Origin of the sequence: Pseudoalteromonas sp. CF6-2 (assembly GCF_021729425.1) — a bacterium.
Lineage (GTDB): Bacteria > Pseudomonadota > Gammaproteobacteria > Enterobacterales > Alteromonadaceae > Pseudoalteromonas > Pseudoalteromonas arabiensis.
The window spans coordinates 2,842,431-2,859,119 of sequence record NZ_CP091442.1; the positions used below are offsets into that span (position 1 = coordinate 2,842,431).

General features: G+C 42.3%; 12 protein-coding genes. 6 read left to right on the plus strand and 6 right to left on the minus strand.

What is annotated here, in order from left to right; translation table 11 throughout:
* Positions 1 to 172: 172 nt before the first annotated feature.
* Positions 173 to 2,164: a transketolase gene (gene tkt, locus L3Q70_RS13175; protein WP_062568782.1), complete on the minus strand. Its 1,992-nt coding sequence runs from the start codon at positions 2,162 to 2,164 to the stop codon at positions 173 to 175.
* A gap of 266 nt (positions 2,165 to 2,430) precedes the next feature.
* Here tkt and metK point away from each other — a divergent pair, with 266 nt between their 5' ends.
* A complete protein-coding gene (gene metK / locus L3Q70_RS13180) occupies positions 2,431 to 3,582 on the plus strand; it encodes a methionine adenosyltransferase (protein ID WP_062568781.1) in 1,152 nt (383 codons plus the stop codon).
* Between the two features lie 46 nt (positions 3,583 to 3,628).
* Here metK and L3Q70_RS13185 read toward each other — a convergent pair whose 3' ends face one another.
* Genes L3Q70_RS13185 through L3Q70_RS13195 form a run of 3 tightly spaced genes read right to left on the minus strand, consistent with a single transcriptional unit; the run spans position 3,629 to position 6,263 of the window.
* The gene (locus tag L3Q70_RS13185; protein WP_062568780.1) at positions 3,629 to 4,033 is read right to left on the minus strand and encodes a diacylglycerol kinase; all 405 of its coding nucleotides are present in this window, start codon (positions 4,031 to 4,033) and stop codon (positions 3,629 to 3,631) included.
* Between the two features lie 57 nt (positions 4,034 to 4,090).
* Positions 4,091 to 4,708 (minus strand): START domain-containing protein, encoded by a 618-nt coding sequence (locus L3Q70_RS13190; protein WP_193987758.1) that lies wholly within the window; start codon positions 4,706 to 4,708, stop codon positions 4,091 to 4,093.
* A gap of 34 nt (positions 4,709 to 4,742) precedes the next feature.
* Positions 4,743 to 6,263 (minus strand): CYTH and CHAD domain-containing protein, encoded by a 1,521-nt coding sequence (locus L3Q70_RS13195; protein WP_062568778.1) that lies wholly within the window; start codon positions 6,261 to 6,263, stop codon positions 4,743 to 4,745.
* A gap of 213 nt (positions 6,264 to 6,476) precedes the next feature.
* Between L3Q70_RS13195 and L3Q70_RS13200 the strand changes: the two genes are divergently transcribed.
* Entirely contained in the window at positions 6,477 to 7,076 is a 600-nt protein-coding gene (locus tag L3Q70_RS13200; protein WP_062568777.1) for a TIGR04211 family SH3 domain-containing protein, read from the plus strand.
* Between the two features lie 89 nt (positions 7,077 to 7,165).
* On the opposite strand, the gene L3Q70_RS13205 is transcribed toward L3Q70_RS13200, so the two are convergent.
* Positions 7,166 to 7,366, minus strand: coding sequence for a hypothetical protein (locus L3Q70_RS13205; protein WP_237114403.1), 201 nt, complete (start codon positions 7,364 to 7,366; stop codon positions 7,166 to 7,168).
* 120 nt (positions 7,367 to 7,486) lie between these two features.
* Here L3Q70_RS13205 and L3Q70_RS13210 point away from each other — a divergent pair, with 120 nt between their 5' ends.
* Positions 7,487 to 8,014: a TetR/AcrR family transcriptional regulator gene (locus L3Q70_RS13210; RefSeq protein WP_237114404.1), complete on the plus strand. Its 528-nt coding sequence runs from the start codon at positions 7,487 to 7,489 to the stop codon at positions 8,012 to 8,014.
* Between the two features lie 104 nt (positions 8,015 to 8,118).
* On the opposite strand, the gene L3Q70_RS13215 is transcribed toward L3Q70_RS13210, so the two are convergent.
* Entirely contained in the window at positions 8,119 to 8,601 is a 483-nt protein-coding gene (locus L3Q70_RS13215) for a winged helix-turn-helix transcriptional regulator (protein ID WP_062568774.1), read from the minus strand.
* A gap of 166 nt (positions 8,602 to 8,767) precedes the next feature.
* On the opposite strand from L3Q70_RS13215, the gene putA reads away from it, so the two are divergent.
* The 3 genes from putA (at position 8,768) to L3Q70_RS13230 (ending at position 16,611) form a co-directional block, all read left to right on the plus strand.
* Positions 8,768 to 12,571 (plus strand): bifunctional proline dehydrogenase/L-glutamate gamma-semialdehyde dehydrogenase PutA, encoded by a 3,804-nt coding sequence (putA, locus tag L3Q70_RS13220; protein WP_062568773.1) that lies wholly within the window; start codon positions 8,768 to 8,770, stop codon positions 12,569 to 12,571.
* A gap of 210 nt (positions 12,572 to 12,781) precedes the next feature.
* Complete coding sequence (locus L3Q70_RS13225) at positions 12,782 to 13,993, plus strand: HD-GYP domain-containing protein (protein WP_062568772.1); 1,212 nt, start codon at positions 12,782 to 12,784, stop codon at positions 13,991 to 13,993.
* Between the two features lie 89 nt (positions 13,994 to 14,082).
* Positions 14,083 to 16,611 carry a TonB-dependent receptor gene (locus tag L3Q70_RS13230; RefSeq protein ID WP_237114405.1) on the plus strand — a complete coding sequence of 843 codons (2,529 nt, stop codon included), beginning with the start codon at positions 14,083 to 14,085 and terminating at the stop codon, positions 16,609 to 16,611.
* The last annotated feature ends 78 nt before the right edge of the window (positions 16,612 to 16,689 follow it).

Here is a 16,689-nt window from a genome sequence, read left to right on the forward strand (position 1 = left end):
ATTTCACGCCTAAGGTGAGGTAATTTTTAACTTAAAGCTTAAAACTTAAGGCTTGCAGCTAAAACTGACAGCTTCGAGTCTGTTTGGATTTCACTTCGCTCACCAAACCGCCATAAAAAAAGCCCGCGCTGTGGTGATACAGCGCGGGCTTTTAAATTTTAGCAGCTAAAGCTTAGAACAAAGCGTTTGCTTTGTTTACGACGTTTTCAACAGTGAAACCAAAGTGCTTGAATAGCTCGCCTGCAGGTGCTGACTCACCAAAGGTGGTCATACCGACTACTGCGCCATTTAGGCCTACATATTTATACCAGTAGTCTGCGATGCCCGCTTCGATTGCTACGCGGCGTGTTACGCTTGCTGGTAGTACGCTTTCTTTATATGCAGCGTCTTGCTCATCAAATAAATCAGTTGAAGGCATAGAGACAACGCGTACTTTTTTACCTTGTGAACGTAGCTCTGTTGCTGCATCTTGTGCAAGCTGTACTTCAGAACCTGTGGCGATAAGGATAAGCTCTGGCTCACCGTCACAGCTCAGTACGTAACCCCCTTTTTTCACGTCGCTTAGTTGCTGTGCAGTACGCGTTTGTTGCTCAAGGCCTTGACGAGTGAAAATCAGTGATGTTGGGCCGTCTTTACGCTCAATCGCTTGTTGCCATGCAATCGCAGACTCAACTTGGTCACATGGACGCCAGTTAACAAGGTTTGGCGTTAAACGCATGCTAGCAATTTGCTCTACCGGTTGGTGCGTCGGACCATCTTCACCTAGACCGATTGAATCGTGCGTATAAACGAAGATGCTTGGCTGCTTCATCAATGCCGCCATACGTACTGCGTTACGAGCGTATTCCATAAACATTAAGAATGTAGCACCATAAGGAATAAAGCCTTTATGCAGTGCAATACCGTTCATAATTGCCGACATACCAAATTCACGTACACCGTAGAAAATGTAGTTACCACTTGCATCGTTTGCTTCTAAGCCTTTTGAGCCATCCCAAAGTGTTAAGTTAGAACCCGCAAGATCAGCAGAGCCACCCATGAATTCTGGTAATAACGGACCAAATGCGTTTAATGCATTTTGTGATGCTTTACGTGTTGCTGGATTTGCTGGGTTTGCTTGCAGCTCTTCGATGTAAGCTTGTGACTTTTCAGCCCAATCAGCTGGTAATTCACCTTTTGTACGGCGTTTAAACTCAGCAGCAAGTTCAGGGTGTGCACTTGCGTAAGCAGCAAATTTTTCGTCCCAGCTTGCTTCTAGTTGCTTACCTTTTTCTTTGCCATCCCATTCGCTGTAAATATCAGCTGGGATTTCAAATGCTTCGCCAGTCCAACCTAGGAACTCACGAGATGCTGTGATTTCATCTTCACCGAGTGGCGCACCGTGACAGTCATGGCTACCTGATTTATTCGGTGAACCGTAGCCAATCACTGTTTTACAACAAATAAGTGATGGTTTATCGGTGATGCTACGTGCTTCTTCGATAGCGGCGCGAATTGCATCAGGATCGTGCCCATCTACATCGCTTACTACGTGCCAACCGTATGCTTTGAAGCGCGCTGGCGTGTCATCGCTGAACCAACCTTCCACTTCACCATCAATTGAGATGCCGTTGTCATCCCAAAACGCAACTAGTTTACCTAGACCTAATGTACCCGCTAATGAACAGGCTTCGTGTGAAATACCTTCCATTAAACAGCCGTCGCCCATGAACGCATAGGTGAAGTGGTCAACAATATCGTGACCTTCACGGTTAAACTGTGCAGCAAGTGCTTTTTCGGCAATCGCCATACCAACCGCATTTGTGATCCCTTGACCTAATGGGCCCGTAGTGGTCTCAATACCTGGTGCATACCCATATTCTGGGTGGCCTGGTGTTTTTGAGTGCATTTGACGGAAATTTTTAATTTCTTCTAACGGCAGATCATAACCACTTAAATGTAGAAGAGAATAGATCAGCATTGAACCGTGACCATTTGAAAGAATAAATCGATCGCGGTCTGCCCACTCTGGATTCGTTGGGTTGTGCTTTAGATAATCGCGCCATAGTACTTCTGCGATATCTGCCATGCCCATAGGGGCGCCAGGGTGACCAGATTTGGCCTGTTGTACTGCGTCCATTGATAAGACGCGAATAGCATTTGCAAGTTCTTTGCGTGATGGCATGAATTCTCCTACCTTTATGTATTTGCGCTGGTTGTGTGTAAGGCACCATTCTTACTTAATGTAAGGGTACAGTGCAATTAAAAATCCGTATTAAATGCACCTATTATTACTGTTTATTAAGAACGAAATGTTATTAGTAATTTTAAATAGACGTCTAGGCGTAAAATTACTATGCAAACATATTTGTTTTAGATAAAATACGCCCCTTAATTTTTTAGCGCTATTACCGACGTATGTGAAGCGCAATATTTGTGAGCAGAAATACAATGGCAAAACATTTATTTACTTCTGAATCAGTTTCTGAAGGTCATCCGGATAAAATCGCGGACCAAATCTCTGACGCGGTTCTAGATGCTATTTTAGAGCAAGATTCTCATGCCCGTGTTGCATGTGAGACTTACGTTAAAACCGGTATGGTGATGGTGGGTGGTGAAATCACGACTAGCGCTTGGGTTGATATCGAAGAAATCACACGTAAAACAGTACGTGAAATCGGTTACACACACTCAGACATGGGATTCGATGCTGACTCGTGTGCAATCCTAAACACAATCGGTAAACAATCTCCAGATATCAACCAAGGTGTTGACCGTGCTCGCCCTGAAGAGCAAGGCGCTGGTGACCAAGGTTTAATGTTTGGTTATGCATGTAACGAAACTGACGTGTTAATGCCTGCACCTATCACGTATTCACACCGTTTAGTTCAGCGTCAAGCTGAGGTTCGTAAAAGCGGTGAACTTAACTGGTTACGCCCAGATGCAAAATCTCAAGTGACGTTTGCATACGAAAATGGCAAGCCTGTTGGTATTGATGCCGTTGTTCTTTCAACTCAACACTGTGATTCAATCTCACAAAACGACTTAGTTGAAGCGGTAATGGAAACGATTATTAAGCCAGTTCTTCCAGCTGAGCTTATCTCAAGCGCGACTAAGTTTTTCATCAACCCAACTGGCCGTTTCGTAATCGGTGGCCCAATGGGTGACTGTGGTCTGACAGGTCGTAAAATCATCGTTGATACTTATGGTGGTATGGCTCGTCACGGTGGTGGTGCTTTCTCTGGTAAAGATCCATCAAAAGTTGACCGTTCAGCTGCATACGCTGCACGTTACGTTGCTAAAAACGTGGTTGCTGCTGGTCTTGCTGACAAGTGTGAGCTACAAGTTTCTTACGCTATCGGTGTTGCAGAGCCAACATCTATCAGCATCGAGACATTTGGTACAGGTAAATTAGAAGAAGCGCGTCTAATCGAATTAGTACGTGAGCACTTTGACCTTCGCCCATATGGCTTAATCCAAATGCTTGACCTTGAGCGTCCTATTTATCAACCGACAGCGGCTTACGGTCACTTCGGTCGTGAAGAGTTCCCTTGGGAGCGCACAGACAAAGCAGACGCACTTCGCGCAGCTGCTGGCCTGTAATAGGTTATATAAGATGAAAAAGCGCCTTCATTTGGCGCTTTTTTGTTTAAAACTGCATCATTATCTTTTCATAAATTGCCACTGCCCAAACCAGTAGCAAAATAATTAATGCCAACGTCACTGCCGCTGAGGCCATATCTTTAGCTCGCCCCGATAATACATGGTACTCAATACCGACTCTATCAGTCAGCGCCTCTATTGCTGAGTTGAGTAGCTCAACTATCAACAATAATAAATAAGGAATAAATAACATCAGCCAATGGCTTAATGATTGGGCAAGCAACACTGATAACGGAAATAATATCAGACCTAAATAGGTTTCAGTGCGAAATGCAGATTCTTCTTTAAAAGCAGCTTTAAAGCCTTTGATTGAGCATTTGGTGGCTTTTAAAACACGCCCTACCCCAATACCATTTGGTTTGTTTACCAAGGGAATTTTTGGCTCTTTCATTTTCTTCCTACGACTAAATAGACTAATAAAAGGTATTTATGTATTAATAATCTGCCTTTAAGAAGCACACTTCCCAGGCACGCTTGGTGTGTTTAGGCGCGTAAACCGATTATAGTGGAGTTCCTTACGTAGTGACTGTAAGGTCTTAAACACACTTTTTAATGATACCTTGTTACTCAACCAATGTGGAATAGAACCCGCGGGGTCTGCATAAGCTTGATGGCTAACCAGTAAGTCATTTTGCTGGTGTGTTAAGCGCCAAAAAGCGGTTAAATCTTTAATACGCACGACGCCATTTACTGCCGGTTTTGCATGGGGCTGACTAATAATTTTAAGCTCTGTTTTGTGCTCACTCAGGCGGTGGTAACACGAGTAGCTAACCAAATCGCGATCTGAAACAGGCCAAGGGGAATTAAAGTGAGTGTGTACAAGCGTTTCAGAAGGGCTTAAACGCTCCATTAAGGTGACACTTTTCACATTTTCGAGCCAATTAGGTGCATTGTCGGTATCGCTCAATAGCGCCATAAAGTCATCGGCTTTCGCATTTTTTACCAGCACCGAGGCGTTTATTTCTATAATACCGTTTTGATGCGTTTTGTAAGTGACGTTTATGCCATCTTGCTGTTTGTAAGTTTGCCATTCGCTTGAGTTAGCAAATGCCGATATACTCAACACCGCTAACCCTATCCATAGGCAAACAGGCACAGGCTTACAACCAATATGGATCAGTATTGAAAGACGCGTGACGGCTTTGCTCCATTGCACTGACCAAAAAATCAGATTTCTGATCTAACCAAGCCTGAATTTTAGCAAGCTCTTCATCATCTTGACCTGCACATAGCTGTTTTAAATACTCAAGTGTACTAAGCTCATAAATACCATGAGAGATATCTAACCATGGAATTCGAAACTCATTTCTGTCATCAGTATTAAATAGCGCACCCAAGCAGTTACCACTTAATAGTGAATTTTCAAGACGGGTTCTAAGTGATAAATAGTCTTTGTCCGTAAACACTTGCTGCTCAGGAATAAGCTCGTGCATATCGTGCCAATCTTTGGCAAATAAACGCTTAGCGATTTCAGCAACCGGTTTTTCTGCGGCTTGAAACTCCGCTTGGCCCCATGATTTACGCCACTGTTTTTCAATTAACCATGTTGTAAGTTGCAACAACAAACGGTTGTATCGCTTGCTGTGAAACAGCTCTTGTACATCTTCAATACTTGGCTGTAATTCTTTTAAATCGTTGATGACTTGAGTCAGCTCAGGGGCGCTATTAATCTTTTTGTAATAGGCATGTCGCTTCGAGGTATAGGTTTTTAGCTGTATAGCATTTTCAACCCAAGCAAGCTCACTTAAAAGCCATTTTAGTTCAACTCGCAATGAATCCGTATCATCTTTACTGACGATATCATCAAATAACCAAAATGCATGACGGATAAGTCGAATTCCATCCGTAACTCGCTTTAAGGTTTTTAAGCTTGGCTTAATGAAATAACACGCTTCATGTTTTTGTACAAAACGAATAGCATAGTTAATGCTTGCCACTAATGCCTGCTCTTGTGTCGCACCACTGTTAAGCGGTACAAAACCAATCGATTTGCTCGCTTTCAAAGGCGTGTTATCGGCAAGGCGGTAACCACGCGCAGCCTTTGAATAAAGTCCTAAGCGCACATGACTTTCACTGACCAGTTTATCTGCTAAAGCAAATAACTCTTGGCGGCTGCCTTCTAATAACTCAATTTCCAACTCAGAAATAAGCTCAACCTGACCAGAGGCTGCTATTTCTCCTTTATCTAACACCACTTCGATTTTAGCGCCGCTATCGGTTTCAATTAACCACGTGCGACGAATAAAGTTAGTGCTGAAAATAGGGTAAAGGTTATCGGCTATCGCATTAACTTGCATTGCGTGAGGCCAGATTGACGCATCAAAGGCCAATAAATCAGGACGATTCCCTTCAAGAGGCAAATTATATTCAGGGCGTTGATGCAACCCCCCTACTACTTCACCGGCTAACTTAATAGTTTGCTCACAGTCTGTATCGCTGCAGCGTGTACGCAAGCCTATATCCAGTGCACGTAACTCACGACTCGGCGTATCGTAATAGGCATTTTGTAAGCTGCGTGACGGTTTGTTGGTAACGGTTTTTGCAAATTGGGTAATTAATGCGGGGATCAGTGGAACAACGGCATCTGACACCAAAAACTTCAGTTCTATCTCAGTATCCATTCGCTTTGCGGAGTACATTTAAAATAAATAAGTGGTCAAAATAAACAAAGCAGCTACTTAATGCAAATTTTTTCCTGATTTTTACGATTAAGCCCATGCACGGATTACAATATCAGTCTTGCTATTAATAGTTGAAATCCCTACTATCTCTATACATAAAGAAATTATAAATTTAGCCACTTCTCGGCAAGATCACATTAACAAGGTAGATTGATGTTAAAACAGTGTATTTTTGGGTTGCTCCTTGCGGCCACCTCTTTTATTAGCTACGCAGAAGAAGCGCCAAGCAGCAACAACGAAAACACCGCCTACATAGTCGATAACCTGTACACTTTTATGCATTCAGGTCCGAGCAAAAACTACCGTATTTTGGGCTCTGTGGATGCAGGTACACAAGTAGAATTATTATCAGGTGAAGATAATGGCTACTTTAAAATTCGTGATGATAAAGAGCGCGAAGGTTGGGTAGAAGCAAAGTTCATCACTGAAAACGCTGGTATTCATCAACAGTTTCAAGCGCTGAATAACGACATGACATTAATGCAAGAGCAGTTACGTCAAGCAGAAATAGAATTGCCACAGCTACAAGAGCAAAACCGCTCTCTTAACGAACAAAACCAAGCCCTGACAGCACAAATCGATAAACTTAAAAATACTATCGAGTCTGAACGCAATGCTAAACAAGCAGCCAGTGCTAAAGAAAAGCGCCAATTACTTACATATGGCGGCGCAATTGCATTTATCGGCTTATTGTTGGGTATTATTTTAACGATTATGTTGTCTCGCCGTAAACGCTATGACGGCTGGGCTTAGTTCTAAACTTCCCATTTTAGATTAACAAGAAACCCTGCTTAGCAGGGTTTCCTTTTTTAGACTTAACCACTTTTACTACCAACATTGCTTTAAGGGGATTTTTGCTTAAGTGTATTAAGCACTTCTCGTTTTAGCACTAAAAAGCCCCCTTTATAACCTAAAATCAGTAGCAATAACATCAGCCCCCCTGGTATTAGTACGGCAATAAGTAAGGGGCCTAAAATAAAGCTATAAAAGAAAATACCGGGTAAAAATAATACATAGCCAATAAAGCGTTTTAATATGTCCATGGTGCTAACCTTTTATTAATTGAGCGCGCTCATTTTAAACTTGAGCGCGCTCAATTTACAATAGTCTTGATTGAGATTTTTTAAATTTCTGGTTAAATAGCATAAAAATTGGAGTGTGCAGTGACTAAGAAAGAGCAAACAAAACAGCAGATACTAACAGCCTCATGGCAGTTGTTTTCAGAGCAGGGTTATCATCAAACGAGTACGCGAGATATTGCAAAGGCAGCCAATGTTGCCAATGGCACCGTATTTAGTCACTTTGCGACTAAGGTTGCGATACTCAAGTACAGCTTTGAAAATGAACTGACAGACATTCTAAGCACCGCAGAGAGCTTAGATACCAGTACAACAGCCACAGATAGAATGTACCATTATGCTCGCTTTCTCTATGCTTTTTACTTGGCAAAAAAAGAGTTTAGCCGAGAGTTATTCAAAGAAATTATGTGGCAACAAAATGAACTTGAACCACAACTAAATGCTTTTAAGAAACGCTTGATAAATGATAATGACGCAACCCCTACAGATGCAGATATCATTATTGACCTTTACTTTATGACGCTGATGGATGGACTCAATCACGCTGATAGTTCTGTCGATTCAATGCTTGCGACTTTGAAAATAAAACTCGCTAAAATTAATATCAATTAGGCTGGTAATGGAAATACTTATGAGACTCCAGCATTCGCTGTTTATTTTTACACTGAAGTCACTTTTTAAAATACAAAAAAGGAAACCACGTAGGTTTCCTTATATTAAATATCGAATCGAAGCCCTGTGTCCTGTTTGATTTTTTCAATCACCATATAAGTATGGTGTGTGCCAACCCCTGGTATATCGACTAAATCCCCTAAGACTTGGCGATATTCGTCCATATCAGAAACACGCACTTTCAATAGATAGTCATAGCCTCCTGCAACCATGTCACATTCAACGACCTGAGGAATATTTAAAATATACTCTCTGAAAACTTTAAAAACAGAGGTGTTAGAAGTAACCAAAGACACCTGCACATGCGCTAATAAGCTCTGATTAAGCTTAGCTTCGTTAAGCTTAGCGTAATAGCCTTCAATATAGCCTTCTTGCTCTAACCGTTTAACACGGTCAAGGCACGGGCTGGGGCTCAAATTAACCTGTTTTGCGAGGTTTACGTTTGAGATTCTGCCATTTTTTTGCAGAGCGTCTAAAATTGCTAAATCAATGCGATCTAACATGCGTAATCTATTCGGGCTGGTCATAACAGAATTTTATGCGGCTAAGTTCAAGGTATGCCCTGTAAATTATCGTAAATTGAAAAATTTAACCAGCATATTCTGCTGGAATTTAATTAGAATGCACGAATTATATCAATGGTAAGAAATGCTTTTTTGGCGTTTCTAGACTCCACATACCAGAGGGTTACATATGCTATTTAATGGCGATTTGACAACTGAGTGTCCAATAAGACAAAAAATCCGTGATTTCTACCGTATTGACGAAAATGCGGTTATTGATCACATCTTACCGCTGGCTGAAGTAGGCGTAAAAGCACGAAGCCGTGCATGGGAACGTGCCCGTCAAATGGTTTTAAATATCCGTCGCGATCAAGATGGTCAAAGCGGTGTTGACGCACTGTTAAACGAATTCTCACTTTCGACAGAAGAAGGTGTGGTTCTAATGTGTTTAGCTGAGGCACTTTTACGTGTACCAGACAAAGCAACTCAAGACTCACTTATTCGTGACAAACTGGCAAAAGGTGATTGGAGCTCGCATTTAGGTAGCAGCGATTCTTTATTTGTGAACGCATCATCTTGGGGCCTACTAGTCACCGGTAAAATGGTTAACTACAGCGACAAATCGAAAGAACAGCAATTTGGTGTACTTAAGAAAACCATTGGCCGCCTAGGTGAACCCGTTATTCGTAAATCTGTGAACTTCGCGATGAAAATCATGGGTAAGCAGTTCGTAATGGGTCGTACCATTGACGAAGCGATTGAACGAGCTGCTGATAAAGAACAAAAAGGCTACGTATATTCGTACGATATGCTAGGTGAAGGCGCTCGCACGATGAAAGATGCTGAGCGTTATTTCCAAAGCTACATGACTGCTATCCACGCAATTGGTAAAGCAGCAAACGGCCGTGGTCCTATCAAAAGTCCAGGTATCTCTGTGAAAATTTCTGCAATACACCCACGTTATGAGTTCACTCATCGTGAGCGTGTGATGGCAGAAATCGTACCTAAGCTAAAGGAACTTGCACTTGCTGCGAAAAGCTACGACATCGGCTTCACTGTTGATGCTGAAGAAGCCGACCGTTTAGATATTTCATTAGATATTATCGAAGCCGTATTCAGCGATGATGAACTAGGTAACTGGAATGGCTTTGGCTTAGCTGTGCAAGCATACCAAAAGCGCGCTATTTTTGTAGTTGAATGGGTTGCTGACCTTGCGCGTCGCGTAGGCCGTAAGCTAATGGTTCGCCTCGTAAAAGGTGCTTATTGGGATACCGAAATCAAAACCACTCAACAAGATGGTTTAGACCACTTCCCTGTGTTCACACGTAAAGCAACAACAGACGTATCTTACAAAGCCTGTGCTATCAAACTACTAGAAGCTCGCGATGTACTTTACCCGCAATTTGCAACACACAATGCTTACACTGCAGCAACGATTTTAGAAGTTGCTAAAGGCGACCACGATGGATTTGAATTCCAGCGTCTGCATGGCATGGGCGAATCGTTGTTTGACCAAATTGTTGAACAAGAAAAAATTCAGTGTCGTGTTTACGCACCGGTAGGCCAACACGAAGACTTACTTGCTTACTTAGTGCGTCGTTTATTAGAAAACGGTGCTAACTCATCATTCGTTAACGCCATTGTTGATACCTCTAAGCCGGTTGAGTCACTACTGCCAGATCCAGTTGAAACTTTGCAAGGTTTACGCAACAAGTTCAATACACAAATTAATATGCCAATTGATTTGTACGGTGACGAGCGTGCAAACTCAAAAGGGATGGATTTAACGGATATTAATGTTATTACTCCATTCAAAGAGAACTTAGATGCATGGTTTGAAGAACACCGCATTGAATTAAGCGATGTACCTGAAGGTTCATTGCCAGTGAAAAATCCGGCAAACCACAAAGAAGTCATTGGTCATGTTAAGCTTCAAACATCAGAAGACATGACATCACTTCTAGAAAATGCCGAAAAAGCATTTGAATCGTGGTCACAAACCCCTGTAAAAGAACGTGCAAACCTACTTCGTCGTGTTGCTGACATTTTAGAGCGTCACCACGATGAGCTAGTTGCTATTTGTATTAAAGAAGCGGGTAAAGTCGCACAAGATGGTATTGATGAAGTACGCGAAGCCGTTGACTTCTGTCGTTACTACGCTGCACGTGCAGAAGAATTATCACAAGACGAGCGCTTTGAAGCCCGTGGTGTAATCTTATGTATCAGCCCATGGAACTTTCCACTGGCTATCTTCTTAGGTCAAGTTGCGGCTGCTATCGTGACTGGTAACACGGTTATTGCAAAACCAGCTGAGCAAACAAGTTTAATCGCTCTTCGTACGATTGAACTGATGCTTTCTGTCGGCTTACCTGAGCATGTAGTGCAACCTGTTATTGCCCGTGGTAGCGAAGTAGGTAAAACAATTGTACCTGACGAGCGTATTCAAGCGGTTATGTTTACCGGTTCAACTGAAACAGGCACATTAATCTCACAAACACTGGCTGCACGTAACGATATCCAAGTACCGTTAATTGCAGAAACAGGTGGTCAAAACTGTATGATCGTTGACTCAACAGCACTTCCTGAGCAAGTGGTTGATGATGTGATCAGTTCAGGTTTCCAAAGTGCTGGCCAACGTTGTTCTGCGCTACGTGTATTGTTTATTCAAGAAGACGTTGCTGACGGTATTATTGAAATGCTAAAAGGTGCGTTAAAAGAGCTTCATGTTGGTGACCCTTCGCTACTTTCAACCGATATCGGTCCTGTTATCGATGAAAAAGCACTGAAAAACTTAAATGAGCACGTTGAGTACTTGAAAGGTAACGCAACACTTCATTACGAGTGTGCTATTCCTGATAACAACGAGAATGGCGCTTATTTCTTTGCTCCTCGTTTATACGAAATCAAAGACTTATCTGTACTTAAACGTGAAGTATTTGGTCCATGTGTTCACATCATTCGCTTCAAAGGCACTGAGCTTGATAGCGTTATCGATCAAATCAATGGTACAGGCTACGGCCTGACAATGGGTGTTCACTCACGCATTGAAGAGCGTTGTGAGTACTTAGCAAAGATGTCTCGTGCAGGTAACGTATACATCAACCGTAACATGATCGGTGCAATCGTAGGTGTGCAACCTTTCGGTGGTCGTGGCCTTTCAGGTACTGGCCCTAAAGCAGGTGGTCCTAACTATTTACAGCGTTTAGTGAAAGAGAAAGCGTCACCAGACAACGTACAAATGACGAACCTATCACCTGATGAGCTAGACACTCACCACTATTCAGGTGCGGCTGAGCAAGTTGCTAAGTTAATGGAGAACTCACTACGCGATGAAAAAATCTGGCGTGCTACACCATTAAATGACCGTGTTTCTGCTGTTCGTCAGTTATTAGCCAAAGTTGCAACAGTTGAAATTATCGACGAGCTTGCTGATGACTTAGCATTAACACTTGCAGACGCACGTGCGCAGCTTAACCGCCTTGAAAAGCACATGCGTAAACACACTGTATTACCTGGACCTACAGGTGAATCTAATACGCTTCACCTTGAACCGCGTGGTTGTGTGGTTTGTTATGCTGATAAGAGCACATCATTTAACTTCTGGGCAATCTCTATTATCACAGCACTTGCCGCGGGTAATACAGTAATTACTGTTGCCTCTGAGTTGTTCTATGAGGAAGCTGTTGCGTTTAGAGATAAGTTTATCTCAACAGGTATTGCTGAAGGTGTTTTCCAAGTTGCCAAGCCTAACCAGTTGCAAGCTATCTTAGCGCACCCTCACCTTGCTGGTGCGGTTGTAGCTGCTCGTTCATCACGTTTAGGCTACTTCAGCCAGCAGCTAGCACAACGTAAAGGTGCAATACTGCCGGTAATTAGCTCTGAATATTATGACACGCTGATCAAACGTTTACTCACTGAGAAAACTATCAGTATCGATACAACAGCATCTGGTGGTAATACATCACTTATGACGCTTGTTGAAGATGACGAGTAAGCTTTAAGAATATCTTCTTAGTTAAGTTTTATAAGCCTCTGCAATTTTTGTAGAGGCTTTTTTCGTATAATCAGGTTAAACAATTGAAACTTTTCTGTTTTCAATTCAAAAAACATACTTATTACCTAAAAACTCACCTTTATTATTATTTACTCAGATACGAAATATCTGCTAGTTTTATAGTAATGTATTCAACTTGAAGTAATGTCCTTGAAAACACTTCCTATTAATCAACTTAAACTCGGCATGTTTGTGCAAAGCGTAACAAAACAAACAGGTAAGATCCGCATCAAAAACCAAGGTTGGGTAAAAACGCAAGGAAGTATAGATAAACTAATTAAAGCTGGCATTCTAGAAGTTGAAATTGATCCCGACAAAACACTCACTTTAAACAAAGAAAACAAAGTGGTGCAGAAAAAAGCCCCCCCTCCTGCTGCGGCTGAAAAAGTTGAGCAACATAACCCATGGCACACAACACACAGCGTTAGTGCGGAAATGACAAAAGCCAACAGCTTATACACTGAAGCCAAGTCATTGCAGAGCAAAGCCTTCGATGATATTCGAGCTGGCAATAAAATTGATGTTGCACCATTTCAAGAGCTAGCAAGTGGCTTTATAGACTCAGTGTTTCGTAACCAAGATGCCCTTGCCTGTATTACGCGTATGCGTGAAAAAGACGCCTACCTCCTAGAGCATTCAATCAATGTGTCTATTTTAATTAGTATTTTTGCTAAACACCTAGGTATTGATAGAGACATCATTCAAGAGATAGCAACAGGTGCCCTGCTGCATGATATTGGCAAGATAAATATTCCAGATCACATTCTCAATAAGCCTGGGAAATTGACAGATGAAGAATATCAAGTGATCCAAAATCATGCCCGTTTTAGTAAAGAGATTCTCGAGGAGTCAGGGCTAAGCGGAATAGCGGTTGAAATTGCAGCTTTTCATCATGAACGTTTAGACGGCAGCGGCTACCCTTTTGGCAAGCATGCCGATGAATTAAGCCAATATGTACGCATGGCTTCAATTGTCGATGTATATGATGCCCTCACCGCCGAACGCGTTTACAAAGCAGGTATGGAGCCGATTAAAGCATTCAAAATACTCAAAGATGGCTGCCCTGATAGTTTTGATGGTGATTTGGTCACAAAATTTATTCAATGTATTGGTATTCACCCTGTCGGTACTTTAGTTAAATTAGAAAGCCAAAAATTAGCAGTGGTGACACGTAGCAACCCAACAAGTCCTTTAAAGCCGCAAGTTAAAGTGTTCTACAATGCAAAACATTCTCACTATACAGAAATACATGACATAGACCTTGCTAACAGTCGCTGCCATGAAAATCTTGAAGCGGCCATAAAACCAACTGATTTTAACATTGATTTAATTAAGTTTTTTAAACACTCAATTTTACCTTAGAAGTTATTCCCAAAAATATCCCTTCATTCGTTAATAGATTTAAAGCAGCCATTCGTTGCTTTATAAAAAACAACAATGAAGGGAATAAAATGAAAACACACACACCTCGCTATAGAAAGCACTTACTAGCATTGGCAATCGGAAGTGCCTGCTTGAGCTTAAACCTACAAGCAGCTCAAAATACTGAACAAGAAACTAAGCCTGCATCAGAAAAGAAAAAACTTCTCGATCTTGAGCGAATTGTCGTAACAGGTAGTGGTGGCCGCGGCCAAACCAAGCTTGAATCATCCGTATCAATTACTACGCTAGATGCCGAGCAACTTGCTAGAGAGGCCCCGCTAGGCACCGCCGATTTACTTGAAACTGTGCCTGGGTTTTGGGTCGAAGATTCTGGCGGTGAAACCAACAACAATGTGGCTCCAAGGGGCTTACGTGGCGGTGAAGGCTTTCGTTATATAGGTGTTGAAGAAGACGGCTTACCGGTTGTTTATGACGGTGTGTGGGTCGACTTTTATCAACGCCAAGACATCACTATTGAACACATGGAAGCTGTGCGTGGTGGTACATCAGGCCTATTAACAACCAATGGGCCTGCGGCCTTGGTTAACTTTATTACACGAAAACCTGATAGTGTCGAAGAAGCAACCATTCGTCTGACTACGGCGGATTATGGCCTATACCGCAGTGAGTTTTTCTATGGCACACCTATTAGTGAAAACTGGAAAATGTCGGTCGGTGGTTTTTATCGTCGCTCTGATGGCGTAAGGGATACAGAATTTACGGCTGATCACGGCGGACAACTGAGATTAAACCTTGTCCGTGAGTTTGATAAAGGTCAACTTACACTCTCTGCCAAGCACTTAAACGACCACACCACATTCTTTGTACCTATCCCTCTACAAGATCAAAAAAATCCAGAAGGGATCGCTGGTGTGGATCCACAGCACGGAACCTTAATCGGAAATGGTCAACGTCTTTTAAATTACCTACAAGAAGATGGTAGCTACAAAACACGCGATCTTAAAGATGGGCAGCATACTAAGTTTACCACTTTAGGCTATAACCTTGATTGGGAACTAAATGATCGTTGGCTGTTAAATACAGCAGGCCGTTATTCAAGCTTTGAAAACGACATGTACATCCTACTCAATTTCGATAACTCCACTTTAGTAAATGCCAACGATAGACTTGGTCAACAAGATGTACTCTCCATGCTTGACCAATTTGCAGCTGACGGCGCTGTTGCAGCTAAATATCAATATGTTGATACAGGCGAAATACTCAACGATGTAACAAACTTAAACGGCAATGGTTTAGTGACAACAAGCTATCCGCTTTATTCACGATATGATGCCGAGCAATTCGTCAATAAACTCAATTTTACTTACGAAGGTGATCGCCACACGCTCACAATGGGCTGGCTATTCGCATACGTTGATGCAAACTCGCTACCCGTTGATAAATGGGAATCACAGTTCTTAACAGAAGTAAAAGATAATGCACGGCTTCTTGATATTGTTGCTCTGGATGACAACCAGCAAGTAGTCGGTCAATTAACCGACAACGGTTCAACAGGCTATGCACCTGGCTGGGGCCAAGCCACTGCATTTGGTACAAGCACATCACACTCACTGTTTATCAATGAGCAATTTCAAGCCACAGATAGTCTTCGTATTGACGGAGGCATTCGTATTGAGTGGTTAGAATTGGATAGTACCGCATCAGCAACCCAGTTTGCTGTGCCAGTGGATGGTGCTTTCGATGCCAATGGCAATGACATTGACAACAACCTTGCCAATAACTATGTTGATACCCCCTCGAACAACTACTTATCAAAAACCCGCGATGAAACGGAAACAGCATGGACGATTGGTTTTAACTATAAATTCTCTGACAGTGTTTCAATGTTTGGCCGCTATGCAGATGCGTTTGAGATGCCACGCTTGATGAGCTATGGACAAAATATACATGCCGGAATTGATGCAGACTTTAATGACAGTGTAAACCTTACCTTCAGTGAGTTTGGTGGACGTTATTCTGGCGACACACTCGGCGCATCAGTGACTTTATTTAGAACAAAGTTCAATGACCTAGTAGAGCGTAACTTTACCGGTAGTAATGGTGAAGTAGCTAATCAAACTATCGATACCGTCACCGACGGTATTGAATTTGAAGCCGTTTGGCAAGCACACGAAAACATTCAACTGGATTTAACGGGTGTGTTACAAAATCCTAAGATGGAAGGCTTCACCGGTGCTTTTAAACATTGGGAAGGCAAGCAAGTTAAACGTACACCTAAAATTCAGCTACGTTTAACGCCCACCTATTATTTTGATGATGGTGATGTTTATTTAACCGTACACCACTTAGGTGAACGTTATTCAGACGGCGAGAATAAGTTTGAACTCCCTGCATACACAACCGTCGATATGGGCGTTAATTATCGCTTTAATGACAGCGCTGCCGTTCATTTAAAAGCAACCAACCTAACTGACGAGTTAGGCTTAACTGAAGGTAATCCGCGTGCTATTAACGATGTCCAAGCTGGTTTCGACTATTACTACGCGCGCCCTATTTTAGGCCGAACCATTAGTGCTTCGTTAACCCTTAATTTTTAACCTACCCCTTGCTAATTTGCACTATGCCCAGTGCTGATTAGTTTATCCAAGCCCGCAAATGCGGGCTTTTCTTAGGAA

Coding starts and splice junctions, on each gene's coding strand:
- tkt (WP_062568782.1), bottom strand. CDS start 2,164: ATGCCATCACGCAAAGAACTTGCAAATGCTATTCGCGTCTTATCAATG.
- metK (WP_062568781.1), top strand. CDS start 2,431: ATGGCAAAACATTTATTTACTTCTGAATCAGTTTCTGAAGGTCATCCG.
- L3Q70_RS13185 (WP_062568780.1), bottom strand. CDS start 4,033: ATGAAAGAGCCAAAAATTCCCTTGGTAAACAAACCAAATGGTATTGGG.
- L3Q70_RS13195 (WP_062568778.1), bottom strand. CDS start 6,263: ATGGATACTGAGATAGAACTGAAGTTTTTGGTGTCAGATGCCGTTGTT.
- L3Q70_RS13200 (WP_062568777.1), top strand. CDS start 6,477: ATGTTAAAACAGTGTATTTTTGGGTTGCTCCTTGCGGCCACCTCTTTT.
- L3Q70_RS13205 (WP_237114403.1), bottom strand. CDS start 7,366: ATGGACATATTAAAACGCTTTATTGGCTATGTATTATTTTTACCCGGT.
- L3Q70_RS13215 (WP_062568774.1), bottom strand. CDS start 8,601: ATGACCAGCCCGAATAGATTACGCATGTTAGATCGCATTGATTTAGCA.
- putA (WP_062568773.1), top strand. CDS start 8,768: ATGCTATTTAATGGCGATTTGACAACTGAGTGTCCAATAAGACAAAAA.
- L3Q70_RS13230 (WP_237114405.1), top strand. CDS start 14,083: ATGAAAACACACACACCTCGCTATAGAAAGCACTTACTAGCATTGGCA.